Origin of the sequence: Actinoplanes sp. NBRC 103695 (assembly GCF_030269485.1) — a bacterium.
Lineage (GTDB): Bacteria > Actinomycetota > Actinomycetes > Mycobacteriales > Micromonosporaceae > Actinoplanes.
Genome location: NZ_BSTL01000057.1, coordinates 1 through 20972, shown reverse-complemented (window position 1 = coordinate 20972; position 20972 = coordinate 1). Strand labels below are relative to the sequence as shown.

The window sequence follows — 20972 nt, the reverse complement described above, 5'->3', positions numbered from 1 at the left end:
AAAGGGCCCTCCGGGGCCCTTTTGAATGTCCCGGAGCGCTCGGGGTACCAGGAGACCGTGACTTGGATGCGCCGCGTGGTCGCGCCCTCGCTGATCGATCGCGTGGAGCGGGACCACATCGAGCCGGACACCGCCTTCCACCGCCGCCGCGTGGTGGTGGCGGTGACCCTCGTCGCCGGGGCCGTCCTGCTCGGGATCTCGCTGTCCATCCGCCCCGGTGACGCCGCGTTCTACCCGCTGACGCTGGGCGTGGCCGCGACCTGGACGGCCGGCGCGTTCCTGTCCGGTCCGCTGCACCTGGGCCACATCCCGTTCCGCGACCGGGTGCGCCGCCCGATCCTCACCCCGGTCGCCACCGGCGTCGTCGCGGCCGGGGTCTTCGCCGTCGGTGCGCTGGTGGTCCGCGAGATCCCGCCGCTGCGCGACTCGGTCAACGACGTCCTGGCGCACGCCCGGTTCGGCGCGATCGTCCCGATCCTGCTGATCACGGTCCTCAACGGCGTCGCCGAGGAGCTGTTCTTCCGCGGCGCCCTGTTCGCCGCCATCGGCCGCCGCTACGCCGTGCCGATCTCCACCCTGGTGTACGCCGCCGCGACCATCGCCACGCTCAACGCGATGCTGGTCTTCGCCGCGCTCCTGCTGGGCGCCGTCCTCGGCCTCCAGCGCCGCGCCTCCGGCGGCGTCCTCGCACCGATCCTCACCCACATCACCTGGTCGGCGGCCATGCTCTTCGCCCTCCCCGCGCTGATCAGCTGACGGCTTTGGGCGCTCTTTGGTGAGCCCTTGGGGCCGCTCGGCAACCTCTGTGGTGCCCGAGCGAGACCCCGGAGGGAGGTGTTGACGATGACGGAGAACAACAAGGCCAAGGCCTTCAAGAAGATCAGCGTGCGCAAGGCCGGTCCGGTGCGCCTGACGGCCGCCGCCTGTCCGCAGTACCCCACCAAGCTCTGAGTGGGCCCGCCGGATGCGGGCCCCGTGCCCGCATCCGGCGAAACACCAGGAAGGCCAAGCACCAGGAAGAGGGGCCGGCCCATGAGCATCCGCACCGACCAGCCGGTGACCCTGCATCCGCTGGTCTACCTGGAGACCGGCGACGAGGTGACCATCGGGCGCCGGGACATCGACTCGTACGGCATGTTCCCGCCGGACGGCGCCGCCCTGGTCCGCCGCCTCGCCGACGGGCAGACCCCGGAGCAGGCCGCCGCCTGGTACGAGCGCGAATACGGCGAGCCCGTCGACCTCGACGACCTGCTCGACGCCCTGAACGAGCTGGAGTTCGTGAGCACCCGCGGAACACCACCCGTGGAGCCGGTGCGCTGGCAACGCCTCGGCCGTGCGCTCTTCTCCCCGCCGGTGGCATTCCTCTACCTCGGCCTGCTGATCGCCGCCGCGGTCACGGTGATCCGCGATCCGGCGCTGCTCCCCCGCCCCGAGCACCTGCTGTTCACCGAGTACGTCGCGATCATCGAACTGGTGCTCTTCCTCGGCGCGGCGCCGCAACTGGCCCTGCACGAGATCTGCCACGCGCTGGCCGGTCGCCGGCTCGGCCTGCACTCCCGGGTCCGGGTCAGCCATCGCCTCTACTACCTGGTCCTGGAGACGTCACTGGACGGCCTGGTCACGGTGCCGCGGCGGCAGCGTTTCCTGCCCATCCTCGCCGGGATGCTCTTCGAGCTGGGCGCCCTGGCCGCGCTGATCCTGGTGGCGGGCGCGAGCGGAGGGCGTACCCATCAGCTCTGTCTGGCTTTTGCCTTTGCCACCGTGCTGCGTCTGCTCTGGCAGTTCTTCTTCTACCTGCGCACCGACATCTACGTGCTGATCTGCACGGTGCTGGGCTGCGACGACCTGCACGGCGCGGCGCGGGCGGTCCTCCGCAACCGGTGGCGCCGGGCCCCGCAACCGCTGGACCGCTGGTCCTCGACCGATCTACGCGCCGCCCGCTGGTACTCGTGGCTGATCGTGGTCGGCTACACGGCCAGCATCGGCGCGTTCGTCCTCGGAATCCTGCCGGTGGTCTACGCGATGTTCGCCACCGCGCTCGGCCGCCTGGCCGGCTACCACTCCACCGCGGAGCTTCTCGACTCCGCCGTCTTCCTGTCCGTCAACGTCATCCAGGGCTCGATCACCCTGTGGCTCACCCTGCGTGATCGCCGCCGGCGTCAGAGATGAGGACCAATCCGATGGGTACGCTTCACCGCACGCTCGCCGAGGTCAGTGCGCACCGGCGCCGCCGTGGCCCGTACACCGCGGCCGGCAGCCTGCTGCGGCAGATCCTCCCCGACATCCTGGCCCGCCGCCCCGACCTGGGCGTACGCCACCACATCGAGATCCTGACCGCGGCGCCGGAGTTCGCCGGGCAGGTGCCACCGATCCTGGCGACGCTCGAGTCGACGATGATGTCCGGCACCCGCACCCGCTACCAGTCCCGGGTGCACACCCTGCGGATCGCGAACGGCCTCGCCGAGCTCCTGCGCGACTCGCTGACCGAGCCCGGCACGCTGATCGTCGAGGACGTGCACGAGGCGGACGAGACCGACCGGGAGTGGCTGGACGTCGTCCGCCGCCGCATCTCCCCCGACCTGCTGACCGTGGTCCACACCTCGACTTCCGTGGTGCCTGGCGACGCCCAGGCCTATGTGGACGCCGACGGTATCGGCGTGGACGACGCCGCGTACCTGAGCCTTGCCCCGGCCGCGCGCGCCGCGCTGCACGACGCCCGGCTGTCCCTTCTTCTGGCCGGCGGTGTCGGCGCCTACGGAGCCGTGTGCTGGCACGCCGAACGCGGCAGCGACCCGCGAGGCCCCGGTCTTCTCCGAGCCGCCCAGGTGCATTGCAAGGACCACGGGCTCTACCACGCGGCCATCGACCTGGGCCGGCGCGGGCGGGCGCTCGTCGACCGGGAAGCCCAGCCGGACCTGTGGTGGGACTTCACCGGCGACATGACCACGTCGCTGGCCGCGTCCGGGCAGGCCGACGAGGCCGCGGCGGCCTACCACGAGATCCGGGCGCTCACCGAGGATCCCGAGATGCAGATGCACGCCGCGTACGGAACGGCGATGCTCTTCGCCCGGCACCACGCCGAGGGCCGCCGCGACCCGGTGACCGCACGCGGCTGGCTGAACGTCGCGATCGCCCTGGCCGGCGCCCTGCCGGAGAAGAAGGACCGGATCTTCTACGAGGTCTTCAACCGCAACGGGCTCGCCCTGGTGGAGGTGCGCGACGGCCGCCCCGAGGAGGCGCTGCGCCTGGTCACCGAGGGCATCGACCGGCTGGACCGGGAACTCGAGCCGGACGATCAGCTTCTGCACCGCACCGGCCTGCGCTACAACCGGGCGCTGGTGCACGTGATGCTCGGCGACCTGCCCGCCGCGCTGGCCGACTACGACCACGTGATCGCCGTGGACCCGCACTTCCACGACCACTGGTTCAACCGCGGCAACGTGCTGCGCCGGCTGGGCCGGACCGCGGAGGCGCTGGCCGACTACGACCGCGCGCTGGCGTTGTCGCCGCCGTTCGCCGAGGCGTACTACAACCGCGGCGACGCCCACGCGGCGCTGGGCGAACTGGAGGCGGCGGCCGCCGACTTCGGGCGCGCGGCCGAACTGGACCCGCCGAACACCCCCGCCCGCCTGTCCCGGGCGGAGATCCTGGCCGACCTGGGCGAGACCGCGGCGGCGCTGACCGAGACCCGGGTGGCGCTGGCCGACGACCCCGGCCACGCCGGCCTGCACTGCCTGACGGCACGGCTGCTCGGCGAGCTGGGCCGCGGGGAGGACGCACGCGAGGCGGTGTCCCGCGCCCTCCTTCTCGACGACAACTGCGCCGAGGCGTACGCCATCCGCTCCGCCCTGTCCTTCGAAGCGGGCGACCTGACCGCCGCGCTCACCGACCTGGACCGGGCGATCGCCGTGCGCGAGACGCCGGAGCTGGTCTTCAACCGGGGCGTCGTGCACCAGGCGGCGGGCAGCTGGGACCGGGCGCGGGCCGACTACGCGGCCGTGGTCGCGGCAACCGGCGACCCCGACGCCGAGGAACGCCTGGCCGCGGTGGCCGCCCGATGACCGCGACCCGGGCGCCGGCGCCCGCCACCGAGTTCTTCCGCGACCTGATGAGCGAACACGCGACCAGCGTCGCCGTGGTCACCGCCCGCCAGCCGTCGGGCGCGCCGGGCGGGCTGCTGGTGTCGTCGCTGTGCTCGTACAGCACCCGTCCGCCGTCCCTGCTGGTCGCGATCGACGCGGCGAGCCGTTCGTACCCGATGATGGTGAACTGTCGCGGCTTCGGCGTGCACCTGCTGGGGCGGGCGGACGCCGAGCTGGCCCGCACCTTCGCCGGCCCGGCGGCGGATCGCTTCGCCGACCAGAACTGGACCTGGGACGACGACGTGCCACGGTTGGCGGGGGCCCGCGCCTACCTGCGCTGCGCCACGTCGGCGGTCCTCCCGCACGGCGACCACGCCGCGATCATCGGCGAGGTCACCGACCTGGAGGCCGTCCCGGGCGAGCCGTTGATCCACTTCCGACGGTCGCTCGGCTGGTCCCTGTCCCCGATATCCTCGGTGAGTGCCTGAGCAAGCCCTCGTCCGAGAGCGCACAGCCTGGCTCCTCGCCAGCCACCGCCGGTGCGCCGGCTTCACCACCGTCTCCGGGTTCGCCCGCCGGGCGCGCGGCCCACGTTGGCCCCGGGGCGTCCATCGGAGCCGGGTGCACGCCTGGGAGGGCGGTCGCTCGACACCCCACATCGATGTCGTACGCCTCTACGAGAGCGCTTCGGGTCACGATCTTCTGGCCGCCCTCGACATCGCCCACCGGGCGGCCTCCGGGGCCATCGGCGGGCCGGTCATCCGACGTCCAGCGGTGTCCGGTCAGCGGCGCCGCCGGCTGATCCTGGACCTGGTCGAGAAGGCCGACGGCGGCGACGCGATGACCGGAGGCGACTGGGACGAGCTGACCGGGATGATCTCGACGGACCCGCACATCTGCCTGCGCGATCGCGATGCCGGCATGATCACGCACCGGCTGGTTGTCGAGCTCTGTGCCGCCGAGGGCGACGGCTGGGCGCGCCGCCAGGAGGCCCTGGCCCGGTTGATCGGACATCCCGCCCTCGGCCGGGTCGCGATCGACCTGTGTGACCAGTTGGCCCGTGACCGGTACTTCGCAGTCGGGGGCGACGTGCTGCTCGGGCTCGACGGTTCCCAGCATCCCGACGCGACGGCGGTGGTGCTGCGGCACCTTCGCACGCCGGTCAGCACCGAGGTGGAGGCCGGTGCCCGCGTCGTCGCGGCGCAGAAGATCCGGCTGGGCCATTTCCGCGGTGCGACGTCGCGCCTGCTCGCTCAGGACCACGCCTCGCCGCCCTGCGACTCACCGACCGGCCCGGACCGGACCGCCTACGCCGAAAGGCTCGCGCACGCCGCCGCTGCCGACGTCGACATCCCGACCGGCGCCGCCACCGGCCTGGTGATCGCGATGCTGTGCGACCCTGACGCGACCGCTCGCTACGTCGCGATCCGGTTCCTGGCCGCGAGCCCGCTGCGCGCACCGCTGGCCCGCCGGATCGGCGACGAGCTGACCACCCCGCGAACCTCGGTCGACGGGGCGAGGCTGGTGAGCGCATTGGCCGCCCTCGGCGAGAACCGCCGGACGGTGGAGCGTCTCGCCTGCGCCCACGACGTGCCGGCGCAGGTGCGAGACACGGCCGTCCGGAGCCTGGGCCACATGCCGGGCGACTCGCCGTCCAGCCTCTGGCGACATCTCCTCGCGCGACGCGTCGGCGACGGCGCCCTCATCTGCGCCCTGGGCATGCGACACCAGCATGCACTGCTCCGGGAGATCGTCGCCGACCCGGCGTGGTCACCCGGTGCGCGCGCGGCGGTGAGGTGGTGGCTCCGCCACGGACCGGCCGACGGGCCCCTCGACCGCTGAGGTGTCGTGCGTCGCGCAACGACACGCGACACCCGTCCCCGGCCGGAGGGCAGCGCCCTTAGCTTGCTGACATGACAGCCCCCACCCCCAGTCCTGCCCCGGCCCATGCACCGGCCCGCGGTCCGATCCGGCGCTTCATGCGCGACCAGCAGGTGTTCAGCGGCATCATCGGCGCGGTCGCCGCGGTGCTCGCCACGCTCGCGGTCGAGCACGGACCCGAGGCGGTCGACAAGGCGCGGACGACAGCCGAGATCAGGGTGCCCGCAAGCATCGACCGGTGCATCACCGTCGAGGGCACGGCGTCGGTGCCCGACCGCAAGAAGCTCTGGTTGGTCGTCAAGACGCCCACCGGCATGTTCACGCCGCTTCAGCCCATCACCGTCGACGGTGCCGGGCGCTGGACCATGACCCGCACCGGGATCGGCGACGACGACGAGGCCGGCCAGGAGTTCGTCTTCTACCTGATCGCCCTCCCCCAGCAGTGGGCCGACTACCTCGCCGAGATCGACAAGCGCGACCCGCTGCCCACCGTAGCCATGCTGCCCCCCGACGCCGACGTGCTCGACGACGCCCACACCATGCGAACCGGCAGCCAAGCCAAGTGCTCGCCGGGTCAGCGGGGCGGGAGCTGAGCCACGACCTTGCCGTCGGTGTCAAGCACCTTGATCGACGGCGTGTCGTTCTCGTCCACCTCGAGGGTGATGCGCGGCCGCCCCTGGGAGTCGGTGAGGTGCAGCAGGGAGCCCAGGTCGGAGCGCCACCCGAGGAGGACCCGTTCCTTCGGGCCGGTCGGCGGCGCGCCGGTCGGATGGGCGTTGATGTTGATGCCGGCGCCGCCGACCGGGTCGCGCCAGATGCTCGACATCTTGATGGCGTCGAGCGCACCGGGATAGTCGAACGTGATGCTGCCACCGGTCGTGCCGGCCAGGATGCCGCCGATCTCGTTGCCGTTGTCGTCGTTGAAGATCAGCCAGCTGGCGTTCTCCGGCCCACCGCGCTGCGCGGCCGGGATCTCCTGGCCGTCGATGATGATCGGGGGCTTCCGTGAGTCGAGGCGGAACCGCTGCTTGCCGCGCCGATCCGTGATCTTGAACGATCCGCGGACCTGCGGCTCGGCAGGCGGTGCCGCGGCGGACGCGGTGTCGGGTGACAACGCCGCGCCGGCAGCGGTCACCGTGACGGCACCGAGCATCGCGCGGCGGCTGACGTTGGTGCTTCCAGATGCCATGGGGAAGAGGGTGCCGCGGCGGGACCGGCGGTGTCGTCGGACCAGGGGTGACAGTTTCAAGGTCCTCTCAGGTCGGACGGCCTAGCCTCTCGTGCATGTCGACCGACTACCGACCGCCGCTGCTGGGTCGTCTCCGCACCGGTCACTGGATCGCCCTGGACGTCGTCGTGGTCGCGGTGTTCTCGTCGGCGGGCCTGGCCCAGGGATGGCTGACCGCGGCCGGCCTGGGTGCGGTGCTTCCCCTCGCGGTGCGGCGGATCTGGCCGCTGCCGGTCGGCGCGGTGGTGGTGCTGTGCACCTGCGGGTCGATGCTCAGGTCCGGCGCGGAGTATCCGGTGTTCGAGGTCGCGCTCGCGATCTACCCGGTGGGCGGCCGGACGGCCGGCCCGGTCCATGGCCGTCGTTCTCCCCGTCGTGCTGGGAATGGTCGGCGCGGCGGCCTGGTTCGCGCCGCCCCTGGAGAGCACCGGCTCCCCCGGCGGCCTGATGCTGACGAGCGCGGTGCTGGTGACGGTCGCGGCGGTCCTCGGCGGAACGGTCCGTGCCCATGGCCGGCATCTGGCGCGGCTGCGCGAGTTGACGACGCGGGAGGCGGTGGCGCGGGAGCGACTGCACATCGCGCGCGAGTTGCACGACGCGGTGGCACACCGCATGAGTGTGATCGCGCTCCAGGCCGGCGTGGCCAACTATGTGGTCGACGAGCAGCCCGACGAGGCCCGCCGGGCGCTGTTGTCGATCGAGGAGACAAGCCGCACGGGTTTGCGCGAGCTGCGGTCCCTGCTCGGTGTCCTCCGCACCGGGAGCCCGGCGGCCGGCGCCGAGGACGACCGTCGCCTGGGGGTGGCGAGTCTGGACGCTCTGGTCGTCCCGTTCCGGGCGGCGGGACTGCAGGTGCCGGTGGTCGTCACCGGGGTTGCCCGGCCACTGTCTCCAGCGGTCGACGCGTCGGCGTACCGGATCGTCCAGGAGGCCCTGACCAACGTCGTGCGGCATGCCGGCGCGACGCGGGCCGACGTGGTCATCGACTACGCGGCGGACTCGGTGGAAGTGCGGGTGACGGACAACGGCTCCGGATCCAGGAAGGCCGACCGGTCGGACGGTCACGGGATTCTCGGTATGCGCGAGCGGGTCGGCATGGTCGGTGGAGAACTCAGCGTCGGGCCGGTTCCCACGTCCGGCGGCGGGTTCAGGGTGAGCGCCCGCCTGCCCTTGGCCGAGGCGAGGGCATGACGATCAGCGTCGCCGTCGTGGACGACGAGGCCCTGATCCGCGGCAGCATCCGAACCTTGCTGAACACCGCCGACGACCTGCGGGTGGTCGGTGAGGCCGGCGATGGAGCGGGCGCGGTGGAACTCGTCACGGCCGAACGCCCGGACGTGGTCCTGATGGATGTGCGCATGCCCGGCGTGGATGGGGTGGAGGCGACCCGCCGGATCAACGCGACGCCCCACCTCCGGACCGTCAAAGTGATCATCCTGACCACCTTCGACCTCGACGAGTACGTCTACGCCGCACTGCGGGCCGGCGCGAGCGGGTTTCTGCTCAAGGACATGCGGCCGTCCGGCCTGCTGGACGCGATCCGGCTGGTCGCGGCCGGTGACGCCCTGCTCGCGCCGAGGGTGACCCGCCGGCTCATCCGCGAATTCGCCGCCCGGCCCGACATCCTGGGCCTCCCGCCGCGCGAGCTGTCCGCACTGACCAGACGGGAACGGGAGGTGCTCGTGCTGGTCGCCCGTGGACTGTCCAACAGCGAACTGGCCGACCGGCTGTGCCTGAGTCCGGCCACCATCAAGACCTACATCACCCGCCTGCTGGCCAAGCTCGACGCACGGGACCGCGCCGAACTCGTGGTGATCGCGTACGACTCGCGACTGGTCGAGCCGCGATGAGCCTCACCGGTGCCCGTGGTGGCGGAAGGCGTCCGGGTCGGCGGCCTTGAGGATGGCCTGCTGCAGGGTGCGCAGGGCCGGACCGGGCTCGATGCACGCCTCGTCGATCAGGATGCGCCGGGCCCGGGTGAAGACCTCGAGCGCCTGCGCGCCACGTCCCGACAGCCAGGACGCGAGCATGAGCTGGGCGTGCAACGACTCGATCAGCGGGTGGCGGGCGCACAGCTCGACCAGTTCGCCGATCACCTGGGCGGACCGGCCCTGGCACAGGTCGGCGCCGATCCTGGCCTGCAGCGTGGTCAGGCGTTCGCACTCCAGGCGGTCGATGTGCGGGTCCAGGGCGTCGCCCGTCAGGTCGGCCAGCGCCGGGCCGCGCCACAGGGACAGGGCCGCGTGGAAGGCGTCCGCGGCCGCCGCGCAGTCGCCCGCGGCCAGCTGGGCGTGGCCGGTCGCCGCCTGTCTGCGGAAGTCGCGCAGGTCCAGCGAACCGGCGCCGAGCCGCAGCAGGTAGCCGCGCGGGCGGGTCTCCAGCACCGACGTCGCGGGCCCGGGCGCGCCGGGGTGCAGCGCGCGGCGTACCCCGGTGACATGCATTTGCAGTGCCGCCCGCGCCGACCTCGGCGGACGTTCCGCCCAGAGGGCGTCGATGATGCTGCCGGTCGGCATCAGCTCGTCGTGGTGCAGGAGCAGCAGCGCCAGCAGGGCGCGCTGTTTGGCGGGGCGTGGGGTACGAACGTGCCGAGCCGCCCGGGCGTGCAGTTCGCCGAGGATCCCGAAGTCGAGTACGTGCATGTCAGCGAGCCTCGGTGGCGCCGCCGTCCACCGGCAGGGACAACCGCCCGGGCCGGCCGGGACATCAGCCCAGCGGCAGGTGGGCGACGAGTCGGGTTCCCGGCAGACGCGCCTCGACGGCGAAGGAGCCGCCCAGTTCCTCGCATCGGGTCCGCATCGAGTGCATGCCGACACCGCCCGCACCAGAGAGGGCGCCGCCCACCCCGTCGTCCTCGAGCACGATCCGCAGCGCCTCCGCCGTCCGTCGCACCGTGACCGTGGCGTCCGAGGCCGACGCGTGCTTGACCACATTGGTCAGGCCCTCGTCGACCAGCCGGTAGACGGCCACCTCGACGGCCGCGGGCAGCTCGGTCAGGTCGTCCAGGTCGGTGACCACGGTCAGGCCGCCGTGCCGGTGCCGGGCGGCGATCGTCGCGAGCGCCGCGGCCAGGCCGTCCTCCAGTGCCGGCGGGCGCAGGCCGTCGACCACCCGGCGCACCTCGGCGGCGGCGTCGGCGAGCCAGTGCTCGATCGTGGCGAGGCTCGGATGGGTCACCTCGGCGGTGAGGGACAGGGCCAGCATCCGGGCGCCGGACAGTGTCGGGCCGACCCCGTCGTGCAGGTCGCGTTGCAGGCGGCGGAGTTCGTCCTCGCGGGCGCGCACCACCGACTCGCGGGCCGCCTGCAGGTCGCGGGTCAGGCCGAGCGCGGCGGCCGACGGCGCGAGTTGCGCGGCCAGGTGCTGGAGGACCACGCGTTCCGCGCGCGACCACTGCTCGTCGGGGCTGCGCTGCTGGACGAGCAGGCGGCCGATCACCGCGCCGCGGTGTGCCAGCGGCACCTCGGTGACCGGCCAGTCCCGGCGGCGACCGGTCGCCGCCTCGGCAAGGTCCCGGTCGCCCAGGTGCACGGCCGCGTACGGCGCGCGCAGCCCGTCGCCGATCACCTCGACCGCGGCGGACAGCATCTCGCCGGGCGCGCGGGCGAGACCGACCCGGCGGCTCAGGGCGGTGGTCAGCCGGTACGGGTCGGCGCCCAGCCCGTACAGGCTGCGCCGGACCAGCGTGTCCAAGGACTGGCGCAGCGGCTGCAGCACGACCAGCGTCGCGGCGGCCACCACCGGGGCGACGGCCGGGCTCAGGTCGGCGACGACGGTCACCACGATCGTGTACGCGGCCACCATCGCCACCGTGAACAGCCCGTAGGTCAGCGACCGGTGCAGCAGGCCGTTGATGTCGTACAGCCCGTACCGGATCACCGCGACCGCTGTGGCCACCGGCACCGCGAGCGCCGCGCCCAGCCACACCAGCGGCACGCCCCAGACCGCGTCGGCGACCAGGCAGGACAGCAGAACTACGGCGCTGACCAGCGTCAGTACGAGCGGACCGCGCTTTTCGGGGTCGGCACGGCGTACGCGGAAGAACAGCGCACCCACCGCAACCAGCGCGCACCCACCCAGCGTGACGATCGCGCCCAGCACGAGCCAGGTGTCCCAGCCGGGCGAAACGCCGACGGTGTCGGTGATGAAGCCGTCCGGCGCGCGGGCCGCCAGATGGGCGAGCCCGGCCGTGCCGCCGAGAGTGGCCGTGAGCGCGACGGCCGGGCCGGGACGCCGCGCGGGAAGGTCCGGGAAGAGCAGCAGCACCAGCACGACCAGGCCGATCGGCGGGAACCAGAGCCAATCGCGCAGCCAGGCCGTCCCGTCCGCGGTGGAGGCGGCGACCGTGCCCGCCTCGCACAGCCCGACCGCGGAGATCAGCCACCCGGCCGGATTGCGCGGCGCATACGCCGCTACCCGCGCGCCCAGCGGCGGGCAGACCAGCGCGAGCAGCCAGTCCCGCCACTCGGCGCTCGGCGGATGCCGCAGGCCGGCGACCACCGCCACGCCGACCAGGGCGTACGAGGCGATCGCCGGAGCCCACGCGGTTCTAGTGGAAGTCACCGAGAATGCTGTGCAGCAGGTTGTGCATCGACGATCCGCGGCTCGGGTCCGGGTCGTCGGTCGGCGGCGGCGGGGCGATCGCGCTCACCGCACCGTCGATCGGCGGGTACCCGTCGGTGGCCACCGACCACGGCCGGCCACCGACAGCGAAGGCGGCCGCGATGAGTTTGTACAGTTCAACCTGAGTGACCTGCCCCGCAGGCAATGACTGGTGCGGGTGCGGCCAGTCGTCGCCGCCCTTGCGCGCCGACGCGGTCACCTGATCCATCCACTGCTGGTCGGCCGGCACACCGTTCAATACGACGACGTCCGATACCTGATTGGTCCGTTGCATACGGTCACTGTCACGGCGACGATCGGTGTTCACAACGGAGAAGTAGTCATTCCGACTGACGCCCGGAGGCACCGTGGCAAAGACGGTATTGGTGGTGGACGACCATCCCGTGGTCCGCACCGGGATGGCCGCCATGCTGCGCCCCGAACCGTGGGTCGCCCGCGTGCTGGAGGCGGGCACGGTGGCCGAGGCGCGCCGGCTCGCCACCGAGCAGTGCCCCGACGTCGCGGTGGTCGACCTGCGCCTGCCCGACGGCGACGGCGCCGCGCTGGTCCGCGATCTCCGGGTGATCGCCCCGGCCTGCGCCCTGCTGGTCGTCACGATGACCAACACCGAGGCCGGGGTACGCGCGGCGCTCGGCGCCGGGGCACACGGCTACCTGCTCAAGGACGCCGCGCCCGAAGCGCTCCTGGCGGCGATCGTCACGGTCGGCGCCGGCGGCCGGGTGATCGGCGCCGGGGTCCGGGACGGCGCGACCCGCCCGGCGGACCGTCCCCCGGCGCCGTTCGACCAGCTCACGCCGCGCGAGCTCGATCTGGTGACCCGGCTGGCCGGCGGGATGGGCAACCGGGAGATAGCCCGTGAGCTGGCGCTGAGCGAGAAGACGGTCCGCAACCAGCTCGCGATCATCACCACCAAGCTCGGGGTCCGCGACCGCATCGAGGCGGTGCTCCTCTCCCACCGCACCGGCCTCGTCCCTCGAAGGGGGTAGCCATGGGTTCGGAGCACCTGATCAACTCCCGTCCGGAGCGGCCCAGGCCGGCGGCGGTCCGAGCCGAGGCCCGGCACGGCACGATCCAACGCCTTCAGGTGGCGGCGGGCAACACCGCGGTGACCGCCCTGCTGACTGTCCAGCGCGACCCGGCGACCGACAAGGCCGTCGGCGCCGTCAAGAGCCCGAACGTCGAACTGCGCGAGGGCGCCGTCCACACGGCGCAGGAACAGCTGAACAAGCGGATGCAGAAGCGCCGGGACGAGATCCAGGAGCTGCTGGGCCTGTCCGCCAAGAACGCGAAACGTGCCGCGACCCTCCAGTCCGACCTCGGCCGGGACCTGGCGGACATCATCACGACGCCGGACACGAAGGGCATCGGCGCCGCCCTGCGCAAGGACGTCATCGAGTCCGCCAAGCTGCTGGCCGCGCAGCAGAAGAAGCTGGACGCCGCGGTCAAGCAGTGGGCGAAGTTCGACCCGATCTTCGCCGGCTCGGACGTCACCGCTGCCCTGGGCAGGAACAGCCTCACCCCGGCCGAGCTCAAGGCGCTGATCGCGCAGGAGAGCGGCGACCTCACCAAGAACGACCAGGACGGCGACATCGCCGGCATCGCGCAGATGGGCACCAAGGAGGAGAAGCGGGTCGGCGGGAAGCCGGGCGACCGCAAGAAACCCGAGAAGGCCATCGTGCTGGGCGCGAAGATCCTCAGCACGTACGCGAAAGATCTGGACGCCGCCCTGAAGAAGCCGCCGGCGCCGGGCGAGCACCGCAAGTTCGTCATGGCCGCCTACAACGCCGGGGTCAACGCGGTCGTGACGGCGCAGGAGAAGGCGATCGCGATGAACGCGGACGGCACCACCTGGGCCGGGCTCGTCACCGGGGGCGACAAGTCGCCGCTCTGGGCGGCCCTGATCGACACCTACAAGGACAAGGAGGTGCCGGCGAAATACAAGGAAACCACGGAGTACGTGGAGAAGATCCTGGCCCGGCTGCCGTGAACGCCCGTGGTACCAGCAATTCGGGATGTGTCTCCCGGGGCACCCAGGCAACACAATCACAGTCATGAATGTATTCCGCACCGCCGCCGTCACGAGCGCCGCGCTGGCCGCGGTCTTCGCACTCGCCGCGCCCGTTCAGGCGGCGCCGCCCGGCATCCCCAGCACCGCGACCGCGCAGTCATATCTGAACGGTCTCACCGTCGCGACCCAGGGGTCGATGTCCGGCTACTCACGTGACCGGTTCAACCACTGGATCACCATCTCGGGCTCCTGCAACACCCGGGAGACCGTCCTCAAACGGGACGGCACCAACGTGACCACCGACTCGGCGTGCGCCTCGACGTCCGGATCGTGGTACTCGCCGTACGACGGCGCGACCTGGACCGCCGCCTCCGACGTGGACATCGATCACGTGGTCCCGCTGGCCGAGGCGTGGCGCTCCGGCGCGAGCTCGTGGACCGACGCGCGGCGGCAGTCCTTCGCCAACGACCTCAGCCGGCCGCAGCTGATCGCGGTCACTGACAACGTCAACTCGTCCAAGGGCGACCAGGACCCGTCGACCTGGCAGCCGTCGCGGACGGCCTACCGCTGCACGTACGCGAAGATCTGGATCGCGGTCAAGAACTACTACTCGCTGACGCTGCAGTCGGCCGAGAAGACCGCCCTGCAGACCGCCCTGACCACTTACTGCTGAGGCTTCTCCTGCTCCTGCTCGACCTGCTGGTTCCACTCGCGCTTGCTGGTCTGCCAGCCGTCCTCGTTCATCCCGTTGCGCCAGTAGCCGGAGATGGACAGCTGGTCCAGCGGGATGCTCCGCTCCACCCGCAGGTAGGCGCGCAGGTCCTTGACGAAGCCGGCCTCGCCGTGCACGAACGCGTGCAACCGCCCCTCCGGGAACGGGAGCGCGCGCACGGCGGGGATCAGCTCGCAGCCGGGCGCCCGGTCACCGCGATGCAGCCAGGTGATCTCGGCGTCCGCCGCGGTGTCCAGTTTCTGCTCCTCGGTCTCGTCGACCACCTCGACGAACACGTGGGCCTTGGCGCCCGCGGGCATGCCCTCCAGAGCGGCGCCGATCGCCGGCAGGGCGCTCTCGTCCCCGGCCAGCAGGTGCCAGCCGGCCTCCGGGTCCGGCGTGTAGCCCCCGCCGGGCCCCATGAACCGGACGACGTCGCCGGGCTTGGCGGCCGCCGCCCACGGTCCGGCCACGCCTGCGTCCCCGTGCACCACGAAGTCGATCCACGCCTCCGGCAGCTCGGGCAGCCACTTGCGGATCGTGTACGTCCGCACCACCGGCCACGTCTCCCGCGGCATCGTCTCGCGGATCTCGCCCATGTTGAACGGCTCGGGGTAGTCCACCCCCGCCTGCGGGAAGAAGATCTTGACGTAGTGGTCGGTGAACTCGCCCGCGTTCAGGCCGGCCAGCCCGTCACCACCGATCACGACCCGGACCATGTGCGGGGTGAGCTGCTCGACCCGGGTCACCACGCCGGTGGTGGCCGGTCGCGAAGGCCTGTTCGGCATGTGACATGTCCCGTCTGTCGATGATCAGCGCCTGTCGGAAGTAAGGCTACCCTTATGCACGGCAAAGGGCCCGGGGGTTACCCCCGGGCCCTTCTCACAGGTCAGGCCGACGTCACCAGGACGTGTAGCTGCTCTGGGTCTGTGCGTTGAGACGGTTGGTGTGCTTGTTCTTGGCCGGGTCGGTCTTCGGGTCCGTCAGGTCCAGCACGTCCAAGCCCTTCTGGATGTCGCTGGAGAAGATGAAGCCGTTGTACCAGTACGCCGACCAGGAACCACCGGTGATCATCTGGGTCGCGCTCAGCGGGCCGCGCTCCCAGTAGGCGATCTCCTTGGGGTTACGGGCGTTGGTGAAGTCGAACACCGAGATGCCACCCTGGTACCAGGCCTGGACCATGATGTCGCGGCCGGGCACCGGGATCAGCGAGCCGTTGTGCGCCACGCAGTTCTCGTTGGCGGTGTTCTCCCGCGGGATCTTGTAGTAGCTCCGGAAGCTCAGCTTGCGCTTCGCGCCGGTGCCGGTGATCGCGTAGATGGCGTTGGCGCCGCGCGTGGGGCCGACCGCCTCGTTGCACTCGGCGCCACCGCCGCCGCCCAGCTCGTCGGTGAAGACGACCTTGGTGGCGTCGTTGTTGAACGTGGCGGAGTGCCAGAAGGCGAAGTTCTCGGTGTCACGCACCGTGGTGATCGTCTTCGGGTTCGCCCGGTCGGAGATGTCGAAGAGCGCACCGTCACCCATGCAGGCGCCGGCGGCCAGGTCCTTCTCCGGGTACGCGGTGATGTCGTGGCAGCCGGTCGTCTCCGAGGTGCCGTTGCCGGACGGGTTGCCGCCGCCCGGGAACAGGATCGGGGTCGAGACCACCAGGGCGGCGGCGGGGTTGTTCCGCGGCACCCGGATCACCGAGATCTTGTCGTGCGGCAGCGCGCAGTTGGCCACGCTGGCCCGCGACAGGTTGTACGACGACACGTAGATGTAGAGCGCGTTGTCGCCGGACTTGCCGGGGATCAGCGTCTGCGTGTGCGAACCACAGTCGGTCTTCACCGCGGCGACGTACTGCGGGTTGGTCGGGTCGCTGATGTTGAAGATCTTGACACCCTCCCAGCGCGCGTCGGCCGGGGCGTTCGCCGGCACCGACGTGCTGTTGCAGGAGTTGTCCGACCGCTGCGAGTCCGTGCCGAGGAACAGCAGGTCACCCTGCACCGTGATGTCGTTCTGCGAACCCGGGCAGACCACCACGGCCGCGACCTCGGGCTGGCGAGGCTTCGAGATGTCGTACACCGTGAAGCCGTTGTAGTTGCCGCCGTAGGCGTACTTGCCCTGGAACGCCCAGTCGCTGTTCAGCGAGCTGGTGTTGTCGAAGGGCGCCTGCTTCGGGATATTCGCTGCTTGCGTGAGGTTCGGGCTGCTGGCGATCTCGTCCACCCCGGGGGTGTCCGACTCGGCCGCGCTCGCACTGAACGGCGCGGCCAGCAGGCTCATCACGAGGGTTACCGTGCTGAGAACTGCCAGCCTTTTGAGCTGCCGCCCTCGTGGGGCAGAGTGGGTCATGGGCATCCTTCCGGCTCCGAAAGCGCACCGGCGGCCCGTTGGGTATGGCGGAACGTGACGCCGGTATCACTCACCATCGTCGTTACGATAGTGCTCGATCGACTATTTCTACAGGCGCATTTTGAGAACGGGGACCGGGATGGACAGACGCCGCTGGTTGACCTTCGGCGGGGTCGCGCTGGCCCTGGTGGCCGCCACCGGCGCCATCGCCGCCACCCGGTCCGGCGATGAGCGTTCCGCCAGCGTGGCGCGTCCACAAGCGAGTCAGAGCGGTCCGGCGGTCAAGGTTCTGGTGCCCGGCAAGCCCGGCGAGTCGGCCGGCGTCACCGACACCGAGCAGGTCAAACCGCTGGACGCTTCGACGTACAACGCGGTGGATACGGCGTTCGTGCAGATGATGATTGCCCACCACCAGCAGGCGATCCGGATGGCCGACCTGGCGCCGACCCGCGCGGGCAACACCCAGCTCCGGTCGCTGGCCGAGCGGATGGGCCTCGCGCAGAAGATCGAGATCGACGTGCTCAAGGCCTGGCTGCAGGAGCGCCGCCTGCCGGACAGTGACCCGAAGCACAACCACGCGACGATGCCGGGCATGCAGACCGAGGAGGCGATCGCCGCGCTCGCCGCGGCCAAGGGCCCCGACTTCGACAAGCGGTTCGTGAGCATGATGACCGCGCACCACGAGGGCGCCCGAGTGATGGCCGGCGACGTGCTCAAGGGCGGCACCGACCAGCGGATGAACGAGATCGCCAACGAGATGGCCGTCGAGCAGGCCGTCGAGATCCGCCGGATGCGTGACCTGAAAGTGTCGTGACGTAGGTCCTTCCGGGTCGCACATCCCGCTCGGCGTCGTTAGGTTGGAAGTCCCTGACCACCGAGGACAAGGGACGGTTCGTGACTGTCGTCACCATCGGAATTGTGTTGTCCATCGCGGCCGCGTTCGCGCTGGCCGGTCTCGCCCTCCCCCCAGGTGTGCGCCGTCCCAGGCAGCTGACGGCGTGGCTCACCGACCGGGCGCGGCAGAGACGCGCGGCGGAAAATCGCCAGGCCGCCGAGGCGGCCGAGCAGATCCGATGGTCGGAGGAGGTCGCGGTGGCCGCCCGCGGCGCGGTGGCCACGGCCGAGCGGCGACGCGCCGAGTGCCAGCAGGCGCAGGAGCGGGTGGCCGACACCTGGCAGGCATATCAGGACGCTGACCTGGCGTTGACCAGGGCCCGGCGCGCGGCGGCGTACTCCTCGCTGGACTCGGTCAGCTACCCCGAGCGGGCGAAGGCGCTGCGTCGCGCGGCGCAGGCCGCCCACCGGCGCGGCGAGCTGTCCGACGAGCAACTACTGGACGCTCTGCTGCACCGCCAGGGCTGGAACCCCGAGCTGCACCCGGTCGAGCAGGAGCTGGTGATCGCGAAGGCTGCGGTCAAGTACCGCTGGGAACAGCACCGCGTGGCCCTGGAAGCCGAGGCCGACGCATGGCGCGCGGCCGACGTGGCGACCGCATCGGTCCGTTCCCTGCGCGCCGAGGTCACCGCCGCCGCACCGCAGGCCGACGAGGCACGCGCGGCGCTGCCGGAGGCCACCCGCGAGATGCCGATCCTGATGCGTTCTCAGGTTCTGTCCAGGCAGGTGGCATAGCGTTTCGTCCCGAGGGGAGTACCTCGACAGATCGTCCCGGTCAGTACGGGTCCTCCAGTGGGAACCTCGGGCGGTCGCCCGGACGCGTCAGCGCCGGGTGAGGGAGACCTCAGACGATCAATAACGTCTGAGGAGGCTTTTCCCCGTGCCACCATCCATCGGCTCTCCGCTGCTGTGGACGATCACCATCGTCGTCTTGCTCGCCCTTCTCGCTTTCGACTTCGTGATCACCCGCCGGCCGCACGACGTGCCGATGCGCGAGGCGGTCGGCTGGACAGCCTTCTACCTCGCCCTGCCGGTCGCGTTCGCGCTCCTGCTGTGGCCGCTGTACGGCAGCGACGCCGCGCTGGAGTTCGGCACCGGCTGGGTGGTGGAGAAGTCCCTCTCGGTCGACAACCTGTTCGTGTTCATGTTGCTGCTGGCCGCGTTCGCCGTACCGAAGGAACTCGCCCAGCGGGTGCTGCTCTACGGCATCGCCGGCGCCCTGGTGCTGCGCGCGATCTTCATCGCGGTCGGCGCGGCCGTGATCAGCTCCGGCGCGTGGGCGTTCCTGCTGTTCGGCGGGGTGCTGCTGTTCACCGCGATCAAGGTGATCCGCGACGCCATGTCCGGCCACGCGCACGAGGTGGACATCGACTCGATGCGCAGCGTGAAGCTGCTGCGCCGGATGATGCCGGTGACCAAGAGCTACCACGGCGCGAAGCTGACCGTCGTCGAACGTGGCCGCCGCGCGCTCACCCCGATGACTCTGGTCGTGGTGGCGGTGTTCATGACCGACATCGTGTTCGCGGTCGACTCGGTCCCGGCGGTGTACGGCGTCACCGACGACCCGTACCTGGTCTTCGCCACGAACGCGTTCGCCCTGCTCGGCCTGCGGGCGCTGTACTTCGTGCTCCGCAACGTTCTGGAGAAGCTGCGCCACCTCAACTACGGCCTCGGCGTGATCCTCGCGTTCATCGGCTTCAAGCTGGTGCTGCACTGGGCGCACACGGTGTGGTCCTGGGTGCCCGACATCCCGACCCCGCTCTCCCTGGGCGTGATCATCGCAACGCTGGCCACGGTCACCGCAACCAGCCTCCTTGCCAACCGCCGCGACCGCGAACAGCCGCCGGCGCGTAGCGATCAGCCTGTCCGCCGCCGCTGACGGTTCTTCACCCCCAACCGCATAACCCTTTGCGTACGCGCGACGTCGTCCCCAACCGCAACACCGCATGCTCGTGACACTCCGCGACCAACCGGGAACGCAAGGCCGTGAACGCGCCTCACGCGAGACGTCGTGGTCGGGCCCGCACATCTCGCGCCCAGCGCGGGGTTCCGCTTGGGTGCGCCAGGCGCCCGGTCACCGTCGCTGCCGCCACTCGCGGCCGTCGCGGGATACCGCTGGGTATGCCAGGCGCCCAGGTGCCCGCTCGCTGTTACTGCCGCCACTCGCGGCCGCCGCGGGATACCGCTGGGTATGCCAGGCGCCCAGGTGCCCGCTCGCTGTTACTGCCGCCGCTCGCGGCCGCCGCGGGATACCGCTGGGTATGCCAGGCGCCCAGGTGCCCGCTCGCTGTCGCTGCCGCCACTCGCGGCCGCCGCGGGGTTTCGCTTGGTATGCCAGGCGCCCGGGTGCCCGCTCGCTGTCGCTGCCGCCACTCGCGGCCGCCGCGGGGTTTCGCTTCGTATGCCAGGCCCCCGGGTGCCCGCTCACCGTCACTGCCGCCACTCGCGGCCGTGGCCGGGCGCGGTCGGTGGTAGGAGCGGGCGTGGGTGGTAGGAGCGGGCGTGGGTGGTAGGAGCGGGCACGCTGTGGTGGGCCAGGGCGGTGGCCGGGCCGATTTACCGCTCTGAGCCACCGCGGTCCGCGCGTGTGGTAGCCCAGAGCGGGTGCCTTCGGGTGGATAGCGCCCGGTCCTACCACCGGCCGCCGGCGTGGCGGCGCGCAAAGGCCGGGCCAGCCGTCAATGCCGCAGACGCCGCCTCGACCTACCACTCGCGTGCCCGGCCACCACTCGCGCGCCCGGCCACCACTCGCGTGCCCGGCCACCACTCGCGCGCCCGGCCACCACTCGCGCGCCCGGCCACCACCGCGAGCGGCGGCAGCGACGGTGAGCGGGCACTCGGGCGCATGGCAGCCCGGCCCGACCTCACACCCAGCGGAAACGCCGGCAGCAACGCCGCGCACCAGAAAGGACGGCCAACCACACCCCACGCCCGAGCGGCAAGACCGCCCGCACGCAACACCGAACCCACGCACGAACGGCACGACCAACCGCACGCAACACCAAACCCACGCACGAACGGCACGACCAACCGCACGCAACACCAAACCCACGCACGAACGGCACGACCAACCGCACGCAACACCGGGCCTTGACCCCTGTTCTTGGACACGGGTTTATGCGGCTGTCGCCAGCGTAGCTGGCGTGGTTTGAATGTTGTTTTCGTAGTTGATCGGGGATTGCTGTCCGAGGTGGGAGTGGCGGCGGATGG

General features: G+C 71.4%; 21 protein-coding genes. 14 read left to right on the top strand and 7 right to left on the bottom strand.

Going from position 1 to position 20972, the window contains the following annotated elements; all coding sequences use genetic code 11:
• Window positions 1-66 precede the first annotated feature (66 nt).
• The 6 genes from QSK31_RS46735 to QSK31_RS46710 all read left to right on the top strand — a co-directional run bounded on the left by QSK31_RS46735 (window position 67) and on the right by QSK31_RS46710 (window position 6556).
• Window positions 67-756 (top strand): CPBP family intramembrane glutamic endopeptidase, encoded by a 690-nt coding sequence (locus tag QSK31_RS46735; RefSeq protein ID WP_285691634.1) that lies wholly within the window; start codon window positions 67-69, stop codon window positions 754-756.
• Window positions 757-1032: 276 nt separating this feature from the next.
• The gene (locus QSK31_RS46730) at window positions 1033-2169 is read left to right on the top strand and encodes a hypothetical protein (protein WP_285691633.1); all 1137 of its coding nucleotides are present in this window, start codon (window positions 1033-1035) and stop codon (window positions 2167-2169) included.
• 11 nt (window positions 2170-2180) lie between these two features.
• A complete protein-coding gene (locus QSK31_RS46725) occupies window positions 2181-4061 on the top strand; it encodes a tetratricopeptide repeat protein (protein WP_285691631.1) in 1881 nt (626 codons plus the stop codon).
• On the top strand, window positions 4058-4570 hold the full coding sequence (locus QSK31_RS46720; protein WP_285691630.1) for a flavin reductase family protein: 513 nt from the start codon (window positions 4058-4060) through the stop codon (window positions 4568-4570). The genes QSK31_RS46725 and QSK31_RS46720 overlap by 4 nt, the downstream gene beginning before the upstream one ends.
• Window positions 4563-5924, top strand: coding sequence for a hypothetical protein (locus tag QSK31_RS46715; RefSeq protein WP_285691629.1), 1362 nt, complete (start codon window positions 4563-4565; stop codon window positions 5922-5924). Before QSK31_RS46720 ends, QSK31_RS46715 begins: the two co-directional genes overlap by 8 nt.
• A gap of 71 nt (window positions 5925-5995) precedes the next feature.
• Entirely contained in the window at window positions 5996-6556 is a 561-nt protein-coding gene (locus QSK31_RS46710; protein WP_285691628.1) for a hypothetical protein, read from the top strand.
• Here the strand turns inward: QSK31_RS46710 and QSK31_RS46705 are convergent.
• Together QSK31_RS46705 and QSK31_RS46700 are read right to left on the bottom strand one after the other, a co-directional pair.
• Entirely contained in the window at window positions 6538-7152 is a 615-nt protein-coding gene (locus tag QSK31_RS46705) for a hypothetical protein (RefSeq protein WP_285691627.1), read from the bottom strand. The genes QSK31_RS46710 and QSK31_RS46705 overlap by 19 nt on opposite strands.
• Before the next feature lie 142 nt (window positions 7153-7294).
• The gene (locus tag QSK31_RS46700; RefSeq protein WP_285691626.1) at window positions 7295-7450 is read right to left on the bottom strand and encodes a hypothetical protein; all 156 of its coding nucleotides are present in this window, start codon (window positions 7448-7450) and stop codon (window positions 7295-7297) included.
• A gap of 95 nt (window positions 7451-7545) precedes the next feature.
• Between QSK31_RS46700 and QSK31_RS46695 the strand changes: the two genes are divergently transcribed.
• Both QSK31_RS46695 and QSK31_RS46690 read left to right on the top strand, forming a co-directional pair.
• Window positions 7546-8382, top strand: coding sequence for a sensor histidine kinase (locus QSK31_RS46695; RefSeq protein ID WP_285691625.1), 837 nt, complete (start codon window positions 7546-7548; stop codon window positions 8380-8382).
• Complete coding sequence (locus tag QSK31_RS46690; RefSeq protein ID WP_285691624.1) at window positions 8379-9041, top strand: response regulator; 663 nt, start codon at window positions 8379-8381, stop codon at window positions 9039-9041. The genes QSK31_RS46695 and QSK31_RS46690 overlap by 4 nt, the downstream gene beginning before the upstream one ends.
• Before the next feature lie 3 nt (window positions 9042-9044).
• Here QSK31_RS46690 and QSK31_RS46685 read toward each other — a convergent pair whose 3' ends face one another.
• The 3 genes from QSK31_RS46685 to QSK31_RS46675 form a co-directional block, all read right to left on the bottom strand.
• Window positions 9045-9833 (bottom strand): AfsR/SARP family transcriptional regulator, encoded by a 789-nt coding sequence (locus QSK31_RS46685; protein ID WP_285691623.1) that lies wholly within the window; start codon window positions 9831-9833, stop codon window positions 9045-9047.
• Window positions 9834-9897: 64 nt separating this feature from the next.
• On the bottom strand, window positions 9898-11754 hold the full coding sequence (locus QSK31_RS46680; RefSeq protein ID WP_285691621.1) for a sensor histidine kinase: 1857 nt from the start codon (window positions 11752-11754) through the stop codon (window positions 9898-9900).
• The gene (locus QSK31_RS46675) at window positions 11741-12223 is read right to left on the bottom strand and encodes a hypothetical protein (RefSeq protein WP_285691620.1); all 483 of its coding nucleotides are present in this window, start codon (window positions 12221-12223) and stop codon (window positions 11741-11743) included. Before QSK31_RS46675 ends, QSK31_RS46680 begins: the two co-directional genes overlap by 14 nt.
• Between QSK31_RS46675 and QSK31_RS46670 the strand changes: the two genes are divergently transcribed.
• The 3 genes from QSK31_RS46670 to QSK31_RS46660 all read left to right on the top strand — a co-directional run bounded on the left by QSK31_RS46670 (window position 12183) and on the right by QSK31_RS46660 (window position 14495).
• Window positions 12183-12800 carry a response regulator gene (locus tag QSK31_RS46670; protein ID WP_285691619.1) on the top strand — a complete coding sequence of 206 codons (618 nt, stop codon included), beginning with the start codon at window positions 12183-12185 and terminating at the stop codon, window positions 12798-12800. The two genes, QSK31_RS46675 and QSK31_RS46670, sit on opposite strands and share 41 nt — an antisense overlap.
• 2 nt (window positions 12801-12802) lie before the next feature.
• Window positions 12803-13801, top strand: coding sequence for a transglycosylase SLT domain-containing protein (locus QSK31_RS46665; protein WP_285691618.1), 999 nt, complete (start codon window positions 12803-12805; stop codon window positions 13799-13801).
• Between the two features lie 64 nt (window positions 13802-13865).
• The gene (locus tag QSK31_RS46660) at window positions 13866-14495 is read left to right on the top strand and encodes an HNH endonuclease family protein (protein WP_285691617.1); all 630 of its coding nucleotides are present in this window, start codon (window positions 13866-13868) and stop codon (window positions 14493-14495) included.
• Here QSK31_RS46660 and QSK31_RS46655 read toward each other — a convergent pair.
• Together QSK31_RS46655 and QSK31_RS46650 are read right to left on the bottom strand one after the other, a co-directional pair.
• Window positions 14486-15322, bottom strand: a complete 837-nt coding sequence (locus QSK31_RS46655) for a siderophore-interacting protein (RefSeq protein WP_285691616.1) — start codon at window positions 15320-15322, stop codon at window positions 14486-14488. The two genes, QSK31_RS46660 and QSK31_RS46655, sit on opposite strands and share 10 nt — an antisense overlap.
• Window positions 15323-15434: 112 nt before the next feature.
• Entirely contained in the window at window positions 15435-16799 is a 1365-nt protein-coding gene (locus QSK31_RS46650; RefSeq protein ID WP_502873125.1) for an LVIVD repeat-containing protein, read from the bottom strand.
• 208 nt (window positions 16800-17007) lie between these two features.
• Here QSK31_RS46650 and QSK31_RS46645 point away from each other — a divergent pair, with 208 nt between their 5' ends.
• From QSK31_RS46645 to QSK31_RS46635, 3 genes are all read left to right on the top strand, one after another.
• Window positions 17008-17682 carry a DUF305 domain-containing protein gene (locus QSK31_RS46645; protein ID WP_285691614.1) on the top strand — a complete coding sequence of 225 codons (675 nt, stop codon included), beginning with the start codon at window positions 17008-17010 and terminating at the stop codon, window positions 17680-17682.
• Window positions 17683-17762: 80 nt separating this feature from the next.
• Window positions 17763-18497 carry a hypothetical protein gene (locus QSK31_RS46640; RefSeq protein ID WP_285691612.1) on the top strand — a complete coding sequence of 245 codons (735 nt, stop codon included), beginning with the start codon at window positions 17763-17765 and terminating at the stop codon, window positions 18495-18497.
• A 145-nt stretch (window positions 18498-18642) separates the two neighbouring features.
• The gene (locus tag QSK31_RS46635; protein ID WP_285691611.1) at window positions 18643-19641 is read left to right on the top strand and encodes a TerC family protein; all 999 of its coding nucleotides are present in this window, start codon (window positions 18643-18645) and stop codon (window positions 19639-19641) included.
• The last annotated feature ends 1331 nt before the right edge of the window (window positions 19642-20972 follow it).